Source organism: Halarchaeum nitratireducens, from assembly GCF_014647155.1.
Classification (GTDB): Archaea; Halobacteriota; Halobacteria; order Halobacteriales; family Halobacteriaceae; genus Halarchaeum; species Halarchaeum nitratireducens.
Genome location: NZ_BMOQ01000005.1, coordinates 269,322 through 282,607, shown reverse-complemented (window position 1 = coordinate 282,607; position 13,286 = coordinate 269,322). Strand labels below are relative to the sequence as shown.

The following is a 13,286-nucleotide window of genomic DNA, read 5'->3' as shown; positions in this document are numbered from 1 at the left end:
CGCCGTCGAACGTGGAGAGATCTATCGTTCTCGCGTGCCCGACGCTTACGCGTCGGACTCGGCCTCGACCCGCACCACCTGCTTTCCGACGTTCTCGCCCTCGAAGAGGCCGACGAAGGCGTCGGGGGCGTTCTCCAATCCGTCCACGACGGTCTCGCGGAACGCGACGTCACCGCTCTGCACCCACCCGACGAGGCGTTCGGTCGCCTCGGCGAACCGCGGGGCGTAGTCTCCGACGAGGAACCCTTCGACGCTCGCGCGCTTCTCGACGAGCGTGTGGAGTTTCCGCGGGCCGGTCGGGACGCCCTCGTCGTTGTAGAGGGCGATCTGTCCGCAGACGGCGACGGACGCGCGGACGTTCAGGTGGTCGAAGACCGCGTCCGTGATCGGGCCGCCGACGTTGTCGAAGTAGCCGTCGACGCCGTCCGGGACGGCCTCGGCGAGTGCGTCGGCGACGTCCGCGTCGGCGTAGTTGATCCCGGCGTCGAAGCCGAGGTCGTCTTCGAGGTGCGCGACCTTCCCGTCGCTCCCGGCGATCCCGACGACGCGACAGCCGTTCAGTTTCGCCAGCTGGCCGACGACGCTTCCGACGGCCCCCGCGGCCGCGGAGACGACGACGGTGTCGCCGGGGTCGGGGTCGAGCACGTCAGTGACGCCGAAGTACGCGGTGCGGCCGGGCATCCCGAGGACGCCGAGCGCCGCGGAGTCCGAGACGTCACCCGTATCGACGCCGACGAGGTCGTCGCCGTCGGCGACGGCGTAGTCCGCCCACTGGAGGTTCCCGGTGACGGTGTCGCCCGCCGCGAAATCGGGGTGGTTCGACTCGACGACCTCGCCGACGACGGCACCCTGAAGCACGTCGCCGACGGCCCAGGGGTCGGCGTACGACTCGCCCGCGCGCATCCGACCGCGCATGTAGGGGTCGACGCTGAGATAGCGGGTACGAACGAGCACCGCACGCGGGCCGGGGTCGGGGACGTCCGCCTCGACGAGTTCGAAGTCGTCGTCGGTCGGTTTCCCCTCGGGGCGACGCGCGAGTACGAACTGCCGGTTCGTCACCATACGTCGGTACTGGGTGTCGACCCGGACGTGCGTTGCGGTAGCGGCGTGATCCGTCGCGGGCCGGCCGACTCAACGCTCCGCGGGCCGCCAGGTTCCGCCGTCCCACTCGACGCGCCCCTGCGTTTCGAGGCGGTTCAGACAGCGTTCACAGAGCTGCATTCCGAATCCGTCGGTCGTCACGTCCGCGTGTGCGGCCAGGTCGCGCAGTCCCCAATCGTCCTTCTCGGCTACCGCGAGCAGCGCCTCGTAGATGTCGTCCTCGACGTCCGAGCTCGGCATGCGTGTAGGTGACACCCCGATAACACATAAACGATGTGCCTGCTCCGCGGCTCAGAGCGTGACGCGCTCTCCGGTGGCGGCCGCCTCGGCGAGCGCGTCGATCGCGCGCATGTTGGCGAGCGCGTCCGCGCCGTCGGTGCGAGGCGTCATGCCGCTCTCCACGCAGTCGGCGAAGTGTTCGGCCTCGCGGGCGTACTGATCGACCGGCTCGAACGTCTCCGTGACGGTGCGCCCGTCGCGGCCGTAGCGGAGTTCGGCGGACGCGTCCGCGGGGACGTTGAACGCCGGGGTCGCCTCGATCCAGCCGTCGGTCGTCTCGATCCGGTAGCGCTGGTGTTCGGGGGCGTCGAACCAACAGCGGAGGGTGGCGCTCGCGCCGCCCTCGTACTCGAACGTCCCGGCGAGGCGGGTATCGACACCGCAGTCGCGGCTGTCGTACGTCGTCGCGGTGACGGCGTCGGGTTCGCCGAGGAAGGTCCGGAGGGCGTTGACGGGGTAGCACCCGACGTCCATGAGCGACCCGCCGGCGAGCCCGGGTTGGAGTCGGACGTCCGCGGGATCACCGCGGAGGGGGAAGCCGAACGACGCGGACGCGGAGACGACGTCGCCCATCGCGTCGAGGAGGCCGTGGACGCGTTCGGTGCGCGGGTGGTAGCGGTACATGAACGCCTCCATGAGGGTGACGCCCCGGTCGGCGCAGTAGTCGACGACGTCGCGGGCCTCGTTCGCGTCGCGCGTGAGGGGTTTCTCACAGAGCACGTGGAGTCCGGCGTCGGCGGCGCGCGTCGTCCACTCGGCGTGGAGGGCGTTCGGCAGGGGGTTGTAGACGGCGTCGATGTCCGCCTCGAGGAGTGCGTCGTAGCTCCCGTAAGCGTCGGGAATGTCGTGTGCGGTCGCGGCCGCGGCGGCGCGCTCGGCGTCGCGCGAGGCGATGGCCGCGACCTCGTGTTCGGTCCGGGCGACGCCGGGGACGAAGGAATCGAGCGCGATGTCCGCGGTGCTGAGGATACCGAAGCGCATACCGGCCCGTCGCGGGGCCGACACGAAAAGCTGTCCGTCGCCCCCGCCCTCAATCGCTCCCGGCGTCGAGGGCGTCGACGTCGTCCGCGACCTCGACCTCCCCGTCCCACTCGTCCATGCCGCCGGCGACGCTGTAGACGTCGTCCGCGTCGCCGTACTCCTCGACGAAGCGAGCGGCCTGCTGGGAGGACTTGCCGATGTAGCAGAGGAACGCGACGGTGTCGTTCCACTCGCGCTCCTCGACGGTCTCTTCGAGTTCCTCGAGGGTGAGGTTCTCCGCGCCGGGGACGTGGCCCTCTTCGTAGGCCTCGGGGTCGCGGATGTCGACGAGCGTGAAGTCCTCGTCGTCGAGTCGCTCGCTGGTCTCGGCGGGGCTGAGTTCTGCGGGCATGATCAGTTCTTCCGGAGGTAGATGCGGTAGACGCCGTCGCCGCTGCGCCAGACGGTCGCTTCGGCGTCGTCGCCGACGGCCTTCGGGACGTTCTCCGTGCAGGGGACGTGGTCCGTCTCCTGAACGAGGAGTTCGTCCGATTCGAGCTTCTGGAGGCCCTTCTGCGCCTCGACCTGCGGGTACGGGCAGACCTCGCCCATCATGTCTTGGGTGCGGTCGGCGTTCTCGTAGAGTTCCTGTGCGGTCTCGTCGTCCAGTTCGTCGGGGGAGTCAACAACGTCGTCGATGGATGGCATTGGTGTGTCGTAGTCGGTGGAGGGGTGTCTGTCTGACGGTTCCGTTAGATCGCGCAGCCGACCTCGCGGTAGATCCAGTGGGTCATCACGTAGACGCCGGCGATGATGCCGACCGTCGCGATGAACGAGTGGACGGAGAGCTCGGCGAGCCCGGAGTAGATGTTCCCGATGTTGCAACCGGGGGCGAGCCGGGAGCCGGCGCCCATGGCGAACCCGCCGAGGACGGCGTTCGGGAGCCGGCGCTTGCGCGGCATGCGAAGCGAGAAGTCGCCGCTCCAGTACGCGGCGAGCGCGGAGCCGAGGATGAGGAAGGCGATCATCACCATGTCGACCGTGACGCCGACGCCGGCGCCGCGGAAGAGGACGGACCCCCAGTAGGCGAACGAGCCGGCGTCGACGCCGGCGAGCGAGAGCAGATAGCCGCTCCAGCGGGCCTCGGGACCGGTGACGCCGACGATCGAGACGCTCGTGAACCAGATGAGCGCGAAGACCGAGATGCCGAGCGCGGCGGTCCGCGGGTCCCACGGGCGCTTGCTCGCGGCGACCGGATCGGCCCACGCGTCGCGGAGGCCTGCGGCGTACGCGCGCGTGCCGGCGGCGAGGCGCTGGAGGCCGACGACGGGCGTCCCGACGATCGTCGCGGGACGGGCCTCGGCGGCCGTCGCGCGCTCGCTCCCGCCCGCGTGCTGGCGACCGAGGACGGTCGCGTAGGCGAGCGTGGCGACGACGGCGACGGCGATGGCGAGGAGGCCGGCCGGGACCGGGGAGATCTCGAACAGCGAGACGCCCTCACCGAACGTCAGCGAGGCGAAGTACGTTGACTGAAGCGACGGGAACGCGATCACGAAGGCGACGTACCCGACGCCCATGAACAGCAGGGTGAGCCAGTACTGGACGTACCCCTCGCCGGCGCGGTAGAGCGTCCCCGAGGCGCAGGCCCCGGCGTACGTCATCCCAACGCCGAAGACGAACCCACCGACGAGGCCGGTGAGCCCCCAGCCGGGGGTCCAAAAGCCTTGGAAGTAACCGAACTGATAGGCGGTGCCCCAGAACACCATCGTCACCAAGACGGCGGCGATGACGCCCTTCGTGACGCGGGTGTCCTTGTACGCGAAGAGGTCGCGGAAGGCGTTGACGAAGCAGAATCGGCCCTTCTGGAGGCAGGCGCCGATTCCGAGGCCGACAACGGCCGCGATGAGCAGTTGTGATACCACGGGTGACCTCCGCTATCGGTTTCAGTGGGATAACTGGCCGCATTACGGTACGACTGTACCGTCACCGGTGACGCTCCGTCGAGAGCGTCGGCAACGGATTCCGGTTATTCGATGACGATCGATGATGCGCTACGACGCCCGCGCGTGCCGGGCGTCCGACGCCGAGCGCGTCGCCAGCGAGACGACGCCCGCCGCGCCGCCACCGGTGCCCGCGGCGCGATCGGCGAGGACACCACCACTGACCGGGGTCACGTTGGCCACCGGAGTTAAACGGCGTTCGATCTTCCGTTCGGACACGCGATGCACGACCTCACCGGCTTTCAGCGCGACCTCCTCTTCGTTACCTGCGGGCTGGACGAACCCAACGGACTCGACATCAAGGACGAACTCGAGGAGTACTACGGGACGGCGATCAATCACGGCCGACTCTACCCGAACCTCGATACGCTCTGCGAGAAGGGGCTCGTCGATAAGCGCAAGCAGGACGAACGGACGAACGCCTACTCGCTGACCAGACGGGGTCGGCGCGAGATCATCGACCGCGAGAGCTGGGAACACCAGTACATCTCCGCACTCCTCGAAGAGGAGGCGGAGCGCGCCCGGTGACGGCCCGTCCCTCTTTTCAGCGTCGGCGCAGCCGGTCCTCGGCGGCGTCGAGCGCCGCTCGCGTGTTCAGGTTCGTGAACGCGCCCGGAGCCGCGTGCGTCCCGATCGCGGCCTCCCGGACGGCGCTCGCGTCGAGGGCGTCGAGCGCCGCGTCCGCGCGGCGTCGCCCCCCGTCGAGCGCGCGCTCGATCGCGTCGAGGGCCGGTTCGACCTCGTAGACGGCGTGGAGCGGTTCGGGGTACCCCTCGCGGTACGGCACCGCGGCCTCGCGCGCCGCCGCCCGATCGAAGAGGTAGCGGACGAACGCGGGGTCGACGAACGGCACGTCGCAGGCGACGACGAACGCGCGCTCGGCGTCCGTCGCGCGCAACCCCGCCCCCATCCCGGCGAGCGGCCCCTCGCCCGCGCGGTCGGGCGCGTCGAGGGCGTACGTCACCGGCCGCGGGTAGTCGGCGAGCACGTCCGCGATCACGGCGCGCTGGGCGGGCCGGCAGTTCACGACGAGCGACTCGACGGGGCCGGCGAGCCGGTCGGCGACCCGGCGGATTAGCGGCGTTCCGGCGAGCGACGCGACGGCCTTATCGCGCTCACCGAACCGGGTCGAGCGACCGCCCGCGACGACGACGGCGTGCACGCCACACCGTCGGTGCGCCGCGTACAAGAACGCTCTGACGGCCGAGGGGGTAAGATTAACCCCACGCCGCGTCACACGGACACGTATGAACGAGGAAGCCGAGGCGTTCGTCGACGCGCTCCGGGACGCCGACGTGGGTCGGATCCGGCGCGCGATCGCGTACGACGGGGAGGCGTACGATCACCTCTACACCCGCGACGACGTCGCGGACGCCCAGACGCCCGAGGAGATCGAGGAGACCACGAAGAACCTCATCCTCAAGGGCTTCGACGACGAGCTCGACCAGCCCGAGTTCTCCCGCTTCGGCCACCTCGACCTGAGCGTCCGGTGGTTCCACGAGGTCGTCGTCCTCCAGGTGCCCCTCGGGCAGTGGAGCGGCGTCATCGTCTCCTTCGATCGCGACAGCGTCGTCGACACGGGCGCGTTCACCGACATCGCGCTCGACTACATCGAGAATCCGGCGAGCGAGCTCCGCGAGTCCGAGGGCGAACCGGAGGGCGAGGAACTCGACGACGCCGTCGAGGAGCAGTTCTCCTGACTCAGTAGGGGATCCACTCGGTCGGCGACGACGTCACGCCGACGACGCGGAGCTGGCGCTTGCCGTCCTCGTTCGTCCGCGTCTGCACCATCCCGTCGAAGAGCGGCGCGAACCGATCGAAGGCCTCCCGGTCGCCGAGTTCGATGAGCGCGAACCCGAGCTGTCCGGCCGACTGGATCCGGCCGGTGTAGACGTGGAGGAACCGGAAGAGCCGGCGCGGCTCCGTGTACATCAGCATCGTCGGAATGGAGACGAACCCGGAGCGGACGCGCTCGACGCCCCCTTCGTCGAGCGCCTGAAAGAGCCCCGCAGAGCGGATCCCGATGTCGGTCACGTCGCCCGGAGAGGACGCGTAGCGGATCCACCGCTTGTCCCGGACGTCCTCGCCGCGCTCGCGCGTCACGCAGTCGACGACGCCCGCCCGTCCCTCCGCGACCGCGTCCGCGAGCGGTGCGGACTTATCGAGCAGCCGCTCCACGTCGTCGCGCATCGTGACGACGAGCGCGCCCTCGCCTCGACGGCAGCCCGACTCGACGAGCGAGAGCGCGAGGTCACGTTTCCCGGTCATCGGCGGCCCGCCGATCATCAGGTTCGTGCCCGCCGGGATCTCGTCGATCGGGAGGGCGTCGCCCACGTCGTAGCTGTCCCCCATCGGCCGACACGTTCGATCGACGGGCGTTAAAACGTACCGACCCCCGCGCCGGGCGCGACCCGTCCCCGCTCAGGCCTCGCGCTCCGCGCGTATCTCCGCCGCCAGCTGCTCGGCCGCTTTCCTGACCGCCTCGTCGCTCGACTGACTCGGCTCCCACCCCAGCGCCGCGAGCTTCTCGATCGAGAGGCGCATCTTCGGCACGTCGCCCGTCCAGCCGCGGTCCCCGCCCGTGTACGCGTAGTCGGGGTCGCAGTCGAGGACGTCCGCGACGACGTCCGCGATCCGATTGACGGACGTCGTCGTCCGCGTCCCGAGGTTGTACGTGTTCACGTCCCGGTCGGCGTGCTCGACGACGTACTCGATTGCCTCGACGCACTCCTCAACGTGCATGTAGGACTTCTGCTGGCGGCCGTTTCCGAGGATCTCCAGCTCCCTGGGGTCTTCGAGGAGCTTCTCGATGAAGTCCGGGACGACGGTCCCGCGCTGGCGCGGCCCGACGATGTTGGCGAACCGGAAGAGCCACACCTGGAAGTCGTAGGAGTGGCCGTAGACGGAGAGCAGTCCCTCGTCGGCGAGCTTCGACGCGCCGTAGATACTGATCGGTTCGAGGGGCGCGTAGTCCTCGGGCGTCGGCATCGGCGCCTCGCCGTAGACGGTCGATGAGGACGTGAACGCGATCTTCGAGGCCCCGACGTCCGCCATCCGTTCGAGGACGTTGTACGTCATCGCTTGGTTCTCCTCGAAGAGCGTCCGGTCGTCGTCGAAGTTCGTGTCCGTGTACGCCGCGAGGTGGAAGACGACGTCCGTGTCAGCGGGGATCGTGTCGGCGGTCTCCGCCGCGTCGCGGAGGTCGGCTTCGACGAAGTCGACGCCCTCGGGCACCGCCGCGCGCTCGCCCTTCGAGAGGTCGTCGACACCGATCACGCGGTTGTCAGCCGTCAGTCGCGCGGCGAGGTGCGAGCCAACGAGGCCCGCAACGCCCGTTACGACGACGGTCCGGTCCGTGAGGTCCATGGATCATCGAACGCGAGGCGGTGCAAGTGCCTTTTCCTTTCTCACCCCCCGCGCCGCGTTCCGTAAGCCGTTACCCACCCACGCCCCTCGAATGCGGTATGCAGGACGACCCCGAAGTCGCCGTGCTCCGGTTCGGCCACCGACCGGGACGCGACGACCGGATGACGACGCACGTCGGGCTCACGGCGCGCGCGCTCGGCGCGGACCGCGTGATCCTCCCGGACAACGCCGGCCAATCGCTGGAGACGATCCGCGACATCACGACGCGCTTCGGCGGCCCGTTCGACGCCGAACTCGACGACTCGCAGGCGGCGACGATCCGCGACTGGGATGGCCGGGTCGTCCACCTGACGATGTACGGCGAACGCGTGCAGGACGTCGAGGGCGAAGTCCGCGCGGCCCGCGAGGAGACCGACGAGCCCCTTCTGATCGTCGTCGGCGGCGAGAAGGTCCCCTTCGAGGTGTACGACGAGGCCGATTGGAACGTCGGCGTGACGAACCAACCCCACTCGGAGGTCGCCGGCCTCGCCGTCTTTCTCGATCGGCTCTTCGAGGGCGACGAACTCGAACGCGAGTGGACCGACGCCGAGCAGGTCGTCGTCCCGGAGGAGACGGGCAAGACAGTCGTCTCGCCCGACGAGCTAGAGGAGTGAGTACCGAAGGCGGGAGAGCGGGTCGGCGACGCGCTCGGCCAGTCGGACGGTGAGCGTGAACGGATCGAACGCGTCGCCCGCGAGCCGATATCGGCCGTCGTCGTCACGCTCGACGGTGCCGCGGGCGTCGAGGACGGCGAGCGCTTGCCGGACGCGTGCGGTCTCGACGCCGAGGCCGTCCGCGAGCGCGGCGGGCGCTCGGGGTTCGTCGCGGAGCGCGCGCAGGCACTCGCCCGCGAGGTCCGCGTCCGCGAAGGCGTCGGGATCGACGCCAGTCTCGTCGACCGCCCGGGGCTCGTGGGATCCGCGCGCGGTCTCGGTCGCGCGCGGCGTCGCGCCGGACCGCCGGGCGAGCGCGTCGAGGGCGAACCAACACGCGAGCGGGACGGCGACGAGGGCGACCCAGCGCGCGCCCCGCACGAGCGCGAGCGCGGCGAACGCACCCGATACGATGGCGAGCGTCGCGTGCCGGGCCGCCGTCGCGGCGTCGTACCGCTCGCCCGCGGCCTCGGCGAGGCCGACGGCGAGCGCGGCGAGGCCGACGGCGAGTGCTACCGGGTACTCGAAGCCGATGGCGAGCGCGAACCCGCCGAGGACGGCGGCCTCGGCGGCGCGCCAGCCGAGGGTGCGCGTCTGCATCACGGGCGGGTTTCGACGCGTCGCGCGAAAAGCGCCCCGGTCAGCGGCGGCGTGGCGTCACGCCGCGTCCGACCGGTCGCGGAGGGCGCGAACGGCGATCAGGGTCCCGGCGAGCACGAACCCGGCCGCGAGGAGCGTCATCAGCGGTGCCGACGAACCCGCGTACGCGTAGAGGCCGGCCGCACCGAACGCGACCGCACAACACCCCCCGACGACCGATCGGACCCACGCGGGAACGCCGAACGCGGCGGCGACGGCCGGTGCGATGGACGCCGCAATGAGGACGGTAAGGAGGAGAGCAAAGCCGGCGACGGACCACCCGATGAGGACGGTCAGCACGGCAGCCGTAACGACCCAGAACGCGACTCTACGGGCGAGTTCGCGTTCGTTCGCGGCCGTGCGGAACGACGGAGGGACATGTGAGAGACGTCTGCTCTCGAACGCTAAACCGTTTCGCCGTTCACACGGCGGTCCAGGTCTCGGAGGGCACGAAACAGCCCGCGCACGCCCACGACAGCGGCCCCGACGCCGACGAGCACCAAGAGGACGGCGTGCGCGTCGACCCCCCAGTCGGCGATAGCGACCCCGAGGGCACAGAGAGCGGCGCCACTGGCCGCCTTCCTGGACCGATACGGAACGTCGAACGCGTCCGCGAGGGCGGCCGAGAACGGGACGGCGACGCCCGACGCCGCGAGGACGGTGAAGCCGCCGAGCGACTCGCCGCTCCAGAACGTGACCGCGACGGCGACCACCAGCCAACCGGCGAGGACGCCCGCGTTCGTGTGCTCGCGAAGGGCGTCGGGGAACTCGTGAAGTGACACGGGCGAATGATTGGTCGCCTGACTGCTAAGCCGTTTTCGTCGGCGCCGTCACGTGGCGGCCACCGGCGAGTCGCGAAACGCGCTGGCGAGGCTCACGAGACCGAGGAGCACCAGCACGACGGAAGCGACCGTGGCGCCGAGGCCGGCGCTCCCCGCGTCGAGGAGGAGGGCGGCCGCGCCCATCGCGATCACGCAGATCCCGACGACCGCCTGTCGGATCCACCCGGGGACGCCGAGGACGACGGACGCGACAAAGAGGAGTTCGACCCCGAGCATCGCGGCGTAGCAGAGGACGAACCCGACGGGCGACCAATCGTTGACGACCGTAAGGGCGAGGGCGACGACCGCCCAGAGGAGGGCGTGGCGGACGAATCCGCGCTCGCGAGTGGCTTCTCGGAACTCTCGGAGGGACACGTTGACGAGTCGACACCGGGGCGTGATGAATCCTCGGTGCGCCTCGACGGCGTCTCAGGACTCGCGGCTCGGTCTCACTCCCCGCTCGTGTGTACCGAGACCTCGCTGCGCGCGGCTCACACATCGCTCACGGTCGTTCGCTCCCCGCTCGCTCTAAACGCGGCGTCACCGGAACGCACCGCGTTCCGGTTGGCGCACGAGACGCAGTGCGTCTCGTGAACGCCCTCGCCATCGCTCGGCCCCGCGTGCATCGTACCCGATGGTATTAAGGGTCGCTCGGCCCCGAGTTTCACGCATCATGGCTTTCGAGGGGTTGTTGGAGGACCCAGTCGTACAGAAATACCTCCACGAGCTTGTCGGACCGAAGGGGATGCCGGTAGCGGCGGCACCGCCGGACGGCGAGGTGACGGACGAGGAACTCGCGGAGCGCCTCGACCTCGAACTGAACGACGTCCGCCGGGCGCTGTTCATCCTCTACGAGAACGATCTGGCGACCTATCGGCGGGTGCGAGACGAGGACTCGGGGTGGCTCACCTACCTCTGGACGTTCCACTACGAGAACGTCCCGGGGAACCTCCACGAGGAGATGGAGCGACTGCGCGAGGCCTTAGCGGAGCGTCGGGAGTACGAGCGTGACAACGAGTTCTACCTCTGTGAGGTGGACTCGATCCGCTTCGAGTTCGACGAGGCGATGGACTTCGGCTTCGAGTGCCCCGAGTGCGGTTCGCCCCTGGAGGCGATGGAGAACGACGAGATGGCCGAGGCCATCGACGAGCGTCTCGAAGCGCTCGAAACCGAACTGGGTATCGTCTGAATGGTCGTTCTCGCGACGAAAGTCTACGTCGAGGGCGACGCCCGCGAGCGCGCGCTCGACTCCCTCGGATCGCTCGTCGGCAACGCCCTTGGCGACCTCGACGTCTCCTTCGACATCGGGCTGCGCCACGACGGGTTCCCGTCCGTGACGCTCGACGGGGACGACGCGCCCGTCGCCCGCAACGTCCTCCGCGAGGAGTGGGGGACGATCACGCCCGAGTTCGCCGACGGCGAGACGTACGTCGGTACCCTTGAGGCGTGGGACGACGACGGCTTCGTCCTCGACGCCGGTGAGGAGGTTCGGATCCCGGCCGACGGCATCGGCCTCGGTCCCGGGACGCCCGAGCAGGTCCGCACGCGCTTCGGGCTCGTCCAACACGTCCCCCTGCGCTTCGTCTACGACGCGACGGACGGCCACGAGCTCGCGGACGCGGAACGCGACCGACTCTACGACTGGACGCGCGCGGAGTCGGGGCGCGTGAACGTGAACTCGGCGACGCGCGCCGAAGTGCGCGCGACCGTCAACCGCGCGGGTCACGCCCGCGACATCGTGACCGTCGAGCGCCTCGGGCTCCTGGAGCAGAGCATCGTCTGCCGGGAGGACACGGACGCGCCGGGGCTGCTCGCCAGCATCGGTGAGTACGTCCCCGCGGAACTGCTCTGCGTGGTCCCCTGACGATGCGACGGCGCTGGCTCCTCCTGCTCGCGGCGGTCGGCCTGCTCGCGGTGAGCGCCGGCTGTCTCGGCACGAGCACGGTCAGCGATCAGCAGCTCAACCAGAACGCGACGTACGAGTGGAACGCGACCCAGGCGCAGAACGCCTCGGCGGTCGTGAACGCAACCGGCGGGCAGTACCGGGCGGTGTTGAACGTGACCGGAACGAACGGGAGCGCGATGCGCTTCTCGCAGACGAGCCAGTTCACCGGCGAGCAGCCGATCCCGATCCGCGCGATCCAGTTTCGCTACCCGAACGGAACGGTGGTGAACGCCACCGCCATCGACGTCTCGCAGTCGCGCGACGCGGTGACGGTGACGCCGCCCGGTGATCGCGGGCAGTTCGCGTACACCGCGCCGATGGGCGATCGGTCGCTCGACGTGCCCGTTGTCCTCCCGGAGCGATCACACGAGGTGATCCTCCCCGCGGGGATGCGCGTTCGCGTCCCCGTCTTCGGGAGCGTCAGTCCCGGCGGGTACGAGCGGACCATCGTCGACGATCGCGTGCACGTCCGCTGGGACAGCGTGGACGCCGAGTCGCTCAGCCTCCAGTTCTTCTTGCTGCGCGACGTCTACCTCTTCGCGGGACTGCTCGCGCTCGGCGGACTCGTCGCCGTCGGCGGGATCGTCTACTATCGGCGTCAGATCCGTCGCCTCGAACGCGAGCGCGCGGAGAGCGGCCTCGACGTCCGCGAGGAGTGAAGGCAGGGCAGACCCGGTGATCGCCGCCCGGCTCCCCGTCCCCACCGGCGTCGACGACGGGCGCTTTTTTCCCACCGCGGTGCGGTGATCGGCTCATGGACGTGGCCGTGTTGACCGTCGGCGACGAAGTGCTCGCGGGAGAGACGACGAACACGAACGCGGCGTGGCTCGGCCGCCAACTCACCGAGCGGGGCGCGACGGTGGCGCGCGTCGTCGTCGTCCCCGACGAGCGCGAGACGATCGAGACGACCGTTCGCCTCCTCTCGACGGGCTACGACGCCGTGATCGTCACGGGCGGCCTCGGGCCGACGCCGGACGACGTGACGATGGCCGGGGTCGCGGCGGCGTTCGACCGCGATCTGATCGCACACCCCGACGCAGTCGCGTACTTCGAGACGCGCGACGGCTACTCGAACGCGGACGCGGACGCGACGGCCCTCCCCGAGGGGGCGCGGTTCTTGGCGAACGACGCGGGCGTCGCGCCGGGTGCGGTCGTGGCGAACTGCTACGTGCTCCCGGGGGTGCCCGACGAGATGCGAGCCGTCTTCGAGCGCGTCTCCGGGGAGTTCGGGGGCGAGACGCGCGTCGTCGAGACGGTGTACGCCGCCGAGCCGGAGAGCGCGCTCGTCGATCGGATCGAGGGCGTCCGCGAGCGCTTCGACGTCACCGTCGGGAGCTATCCGGGGGACGGCGTCCGGGTTCGGATCCGCGGCGCGGACGCGGGGGAAGTGAGCGAGGCGGCCGCGTGGCTCCGCGAGCGCGTCGACGGCGGCGAGGAGTAGCGGACGCGGTCAGCGGACCTCGTAGGCCCACCAGGCGGCGGC

At 70.1% G+C, this 13,286-nt stretch carries 21 protein-coding genes; 7 read left to right on the top strand and 14 right to left on the bottom strand.

Annotated features, from left to right (window positions below; all coding sequences use genetic code 11):
- Window positions 1-45: 45 nt before the first annotated feature.
- The 7 genes from IEX91_RS10595 to IEX91_RS16535 all read right to left on the bottom strand — a co-directional run bounded on the left by IEX91_RS10595 (window position 46) and on the right by IEX91_RS16535 (window position 4,523).
- Window positions 46-1,062 (bottom strand): NADP-dependent oxidoreductase, encoded by a 1,017-nt coding sequence (locus tag IEX91_RS10595; protein WP_188878875.1) that lies wholly within the window; start codon window positions 1,060-1,062, stop codon window positions 46-48.
- 69 nt (window positions 1,063-1,131) lie between these two features.
- Complete coding sequence (locus IEX91_RS10590) at window positions 1,132-1,341, bottom strand: hypothetical protein (protein WP_188878873.1); 210 nt, start codon at window positions 1,339-1,341, stop codon at window positions 1,132-1,134.
- 51 nt (window positions 1,342-1,392) lie between these two features.
- On the bottom strand, window positions 1,393-2,361 hold the full coding sequence (locus tag IEX91_RS10585) for a Gfo/Idh/MocA family protein (protein WP_188878871.1): 969 nt from the start codon (window positions 2,359-2,361) through the stop codon (window positions 1,393-1,395).
- Between the two features lie 49 nt (window positions 2,362-2,410).
- Window positions 2,411-2,752 carry a rhodanese-like domain-containing protein gene (locus IEX91_RS10580; protein WP_188878870.1) on the bottom strand — a complete coding sequence of 114 codons (342 nt, stop codon included), beginning with the start codon at window positions 2,750-2,752 and terminating at the stop codon, window positions 2,411-2,413.
- A 2-nt stretch (window positions 2,753-2,754) separates the two neighbouring features.
- Complete coding sequence (locus tag IEX91_RS10575) at window positions 2,755-3,048, bottom strand: sulfurtransferase TusA family protein (RefSeq protein WP_188878869.1); 294 nt, start codon at window positions 3,046-3,048, stop codon at window positions 2,755-2,757.
- 44 nt (window positions 3,049-3,092) lie between these two features.
- On the bottom strand, window positions 3,093-4,262 hold the full coding sequence (locus IEX91_RS10570) for a YeeE/YedE family protein (protein WP_188878868.1): 1,170 nt from the start codon (window positions 4,260-4,262) through the stop codon (window positions 3,093-3,095).
- 129 nt (window positions 4,263-4,391) lie between these two features.
- Window positions 4,392-4,523: a hypothetical protein gene (locus tag IEX91_RS16535; protein ID WP_268238698.1), complete on the bottom strand. Its 132-nt coding sequence runs from the start codon at window positions 4,521-4,523 to the stop codon at window positions 4,392-4,394.
- A 39-nt stretch (window positions 4,524-4,562) separates the two neighbouring features.
- Here IEX91_RS16535 and IEX91_RS10565 point away from each other — a divergent pair, with 39 nt between their 5' ends.
- Complete coding sequence (locus IEX91_RS10565) at window positions 4,563-4,868, top strand: helix-turn-helix transcriptional regulator (protein WP_188878867.1); 306 nt, start codon at window positions 4,563-4,565, stop codon at window positions 4,866-4,868.
- A 16-nt stretch (window positions 4,869-4,884) separates the two neighbouring features.
- On the opposite strand, the gene IEX91_RS10560 is transcribed toward IEX91_RS10565, so the two are convergent.
- Window positions 4,885-5,502: a molybdenum cofactor guanylyltransferase gene (locus IEX91_RS10560; protein ID WP_188878866.1), complete on the bottom strand. Its 618-nt coding sequence runs from the start codon at window positions 5,500-5,502 to the stop codon at window positions 4,885-4,887.
- 85 nt (window positions 5,503-5,587) lie between these two features.
- On the opposite strand from IEX91_RS10560, the gene IEX91_RS10555 reads away from it, so the two are divergent.
- Window positions 5,588-6,040: a hypothetical protein gene (locus IEX91_RS10555; protein ID WP_188878865.1), complete on the top strand. Its 453-nt coding sequence runs from the start codon at window positions 5,588-5,590 to the stop codon at window positions 6,038-6,040.
- Window position 6,041: 1 nt separating this feature from the next.
- On the opposite strand, the gene IEX91_RS10550 is transcribed toward IEX91_RS10555, so the two are convergent.
- Window positions 6,042-6,692 (bottom strand): RAD55 family ATPase, encoded by a 651-nt coding sequence (locus IEX91_RS10550; protein WP_188878864.1) that lies wholly within the window; start codon window positions 6,690-6,692, stop codon window positions 6,042-6,044.
- Window positions 6,693-6,761: 69 nt separating this feature from the next.
- Entirely contained in the window at window positions 6,762-7,706 is a 945-nt protein-coding gene (locus IEX91_RS10545) for an NAD-dependent epimerase/dehydratase family protein (protein WP_188878863.1), read from the bottom strand.
- Between the two features lie 98 nt (window positions 7,707-7,804).
- Between IEX91_RS10545 and IEX91_RS10540 the strand changes: the two genes are divergently transcribed.
- The gene (locus tag IEX91_RS10540) at window positions 7,805-8,359 is read left to right on the top strand and encodes a tRNA (cytidine(56)-2'-O)-methyltransferase (protein ID WP_188878862.1); all 555 of its coding nucleotides are present in this window, start codon (window positions 7,805-7,807) and stop codon (window positions 8,357-8,359) included.
- Here the strand turns inward: IEX91_RS10540 and IEX91_RS10535 are convergent.
- The 4 genes from IEX91_RS10535 to IEX91_RS10520 form a co-directional block, all read right to left on the bottom strand.
- A complete protein-coding gene (locus IEX91_RS10535) occupies window positions 8,348-8,998 on the bottom strand; it encodes a helix-turn-helix domain-containing protein (protein WP_188878861.1) in 651 nt (216 codons plus the stop codon). The two genes, IEX91_RS10540 and IEX91_RS10535, sit on opposite strands and share 12 nt — an antisense overlap.
- A gap of 57 nt (window positions 8,999-9,055) precedes the next feature.
- On the bottom strand, window positions 9,056-9,337 hold the full coding sequence (locus IEX91_RS10530) for a hypothetical protein (RefSeq protein ID WP_188878860.1): 282 nt from the start codon (window positions 9,335-9,337) through the stop codon (window positions 9,056-9,058).
- Window positions 9,338-9,441: 104 nt separating this feature from the next.
- Window positions 9,442-9,819 (bottom strand): hypothetical protein, encoded by a 378-nt coding sequence (locus IEX91_RS10525; protein ID WP_188878858.1) that lies wholly within the window; start codon window positions 9,817-9,819, stop codon window positions 9,442-9,444.
- A 48-nt stretch (window positions 9,820-9,867) separates the two neighbouring features.
- Window positions 9,868-10,233, bottom strand: coding sequence for a hypothetical protein (locus tag IEX91_RS10520; RefSeq protein WP_188878857.1), 366 nt, complete (start codon window positions 10,231-10,233; stop codon window positions 9,868-9,870).
- Window positions 10,234-10,531: 298 nt separating this feature from the next.
- On the opposite strand from IEX91_RS10520, the gene IEX91_RS10515 reads away from it, so the two are divergent.
- The 4 genes from IEX91_RS10515 to IEX91_RS10500 all read left to right on the top strand — a co-directional run bounded on the left by IEX91_RS10515 (window position 10,532) and on the right by IEX91_RS10500 (window position 13,244).
- Window positions 10,532-11,047 carry a transcription factor gene (locus IEX91_RS10515; RefSeq protein WP_188878856.1) on the top strand — a complete coding sequence of 172 codons (516 nt, stop codon included), beginning with the start codon at window positions 10,532-10,534 and terminating at the stop codon, window positions 11,045-11,047.
- The gene (locus IEX91_RS10510; RefSeq protein WP_188878855.1) at window positions 11,048-11,722 is read left to right on the top strand and encodes a DUF2110 family protein; all 675 of its coding nucleotides are present in this window, start codon (window positions 11,048-11,050) and stop codon (window positions 11,720-11,722) included.
- 2 nt (window positions 11,723-11,724) lie between these two features.
- Window positions 11,725-12,462, top strand: a complete 738-nt coding sequence (locus IEX91_RS10505; protein WP_188878854.1) for a DUF5803 family protein — start codon at window positions 11,725-11,727, stop codon at window positions 12,460-12,462.
- A 95-nt stretch (window positions 12,463-12,557) separates the two neighbouring features.
- Entirely contained in the window at window positions 12,558-13,244 is a 687-nt protein-coding gene (locus IEX91_RS10500; RefSeq protein WP_188878853.1) for a competence/damage-inducible protein A, read from the top strand.
- Window positions 13,245-13,286 lie beyond the last annotated feature (42 nt).

Bases quoted from the DNA above. Each gene is read 5' to 3' on its own strand.
- IEX91_RS10535 (WP_188878861.1), bottom strand. From the start codon at position 8,998: ATGCAGACGCGCACCCTCGGCTGGCGCGCCGCCGAGGCCGCCGTCCTC.
- IEX91_RS10515 (WP_188878856.1), top strand. From the start codon at position 10,532: ATGGCTTTCGAGGGGTTGTTGGAGGACCCAGTCGTACAGAAATACCTC.
- IEX91_RS10545 (WP_188878863.1), bottom strand. From the start codon at position 7,706: ATGGACCTCACGGACCGGACCGTCGTCGTAACGGGCGTTGCGGGCCTC.
- IEX91_RS10555 (WP_188878865.1), top strand. From the start codon at position 5,588: ATGAACGAGGAAGCCGAGGCGTTCGTCGACGCGCTCCGGGACGCCGAC.
- IEX91_RS10590 (WP_188878873.1), bottom strand. From the start codon at position 1,341: ATGCCGAGCTCGGACGTCGAGGACGACATCTACGAGGCGCTGCTCGCG.
- IEX91_RS10500 (WP_188878853.1), top strand. From the start codon at position 12,558: ATGGACGTGGCCGTGTTGACCGTCGGCGACGAAGTGCTCGCGGGAGAG.
- IEX91_RS10540 (WP_188878862.1), top strand. From the start codon at position 7,805: ATGCAGGACGACCCCGAAGTCGCCGTGCTCCGGTTCGGCCACCGACCG.
- IEX91_RS10580 (WP_188878870.1), bottom strand. From the start codon at position 2,752: ATGCCCGCAGAACTCAGCCCCGCCGAGACCAGCGAGCGACTCGACGAC.
- IEX91_RS10510 (WP_188878855.1), top strand. From the start codon at position 11,048: ATGGTCGTTCTCGCGACGAAAGTCTACGTCGAGGGCGACGCCCGCGAG.
- IEX91_RS10585 (WP_188878871.1), bottom strand. From the start codon at position 2,361: ATGCGCTTCGGTATCCTCAGCACCGCGGACATCGCGCTCGATTCCTTC.
- IEX91_RS10575 (WP_188878869.1), bottom strand. From the start codon at position 3,048: ATGCCATCCATCGACGACGTTGTTGACTCCCCCGACGAACTGGACGAC.
- IEX91_RS10505 (WP_188878854.1), top strand. From the start codon at position 11,725: ATGCGACGGCGCTGGCTCCTCCTGCTCGCGGCGGTCGGCCTGCTCGCG.
- IEX91_RS10565 (WP_188878867.1), top strand. From the start codon at position 4,563: ATGCACGACCTCACCGGCTTTCAGCGCGACCTCCTCTTCGTTACCTGC.
- IEX91_RS10595 (WP_188878875.1), bottom strand. From the start codon at position 1,062: ATGGTGACGAACCGGCAGTTCGTACTCGCGCGTCGCCCCGAGGGGAAA.
- IEX91_RS10550 (WP_188878864.1), bottom strand. From the start codon at position 6,692: ATGGGGGACAGCTACGACGTGGGCGACGCCCTCCCGATCGACGAGATC.